Below are 525 nucleotides of genomic sequence, written 5' to 3'. Positions count from 1 at the left end.
GCTTTCCCTGCCACTGACGGGAGGGGAACATGGGACGTCTTTTGCTGCTCGGCATGATTGCTGGGCTGATCGCGGGTCTTCTAGCCTTTGGGGTCGCGCGGGTCTGGGGTGAGCCCCCGGTCGCCGCTGCCATTGCCATCGAGGAGGCTCAGGCAGCGGCGGAGCATGTCGATGATGTTGCCGTCGGCACGGAACAGCCCGCCGCCCACACGCACGGGGGCGAAGATGAACTGGTCAGTCGTCCGACGCAGGCGGGGATCGGACTGTTCACTGGCATGATCGTTTTCGCGACCGCCCTCGGAGGGGTTTTCGCCTTAGTCTATGCTTGGGCGCACGGGCGTCTGTCGGACCTTAGCCCCCTGGCAACCGCTGGGGCGATTGCGGTCCTCGGCTATGTTTCTGTGACCTTGGTCCCGGGGCTGAAATACGCCGCCAACCCGCCTGCTGTCGGCAGCCCAGAGACGATCGGCATGCGCACTGGGCTGTACTTTCTGATGCTCGCAATCTCTATCGCCGGGATGGTGG

1 protein-coding gene is annotated in these 525 nt (G+C 64.4%); it reads left to right on the top strand.

Going from position 1 to position 525, the window contains the following annotated elements:
• Nucleotides 1-29: 29 nt before the first annotated feature.
• Nucleotides 30-525, top strand: a 496-nt coding sequence (locus CK240_RS18015) for a CbtA family protein (RefSeq protein ID WP_167650121.1), incomplete at its 3' end; no start/stop codon positions are given.

The sequence above is a fragment of the Paracoccus salipaludis genome, from assembly GCF_002287065.1.
GTDB classification, from domain to species: Bacteria; Pseudomonadota; Alphaproteobacteria; order Rhodobacterales; family Rhodobacteraceae; genus Paracoccus; species Paracoccus salipaludis.
The sequence above is the reverse complement of the archived record's forward strand: the minus strand, read 5'-3'. Positions and strand labels throughout refer to the sequence as shown.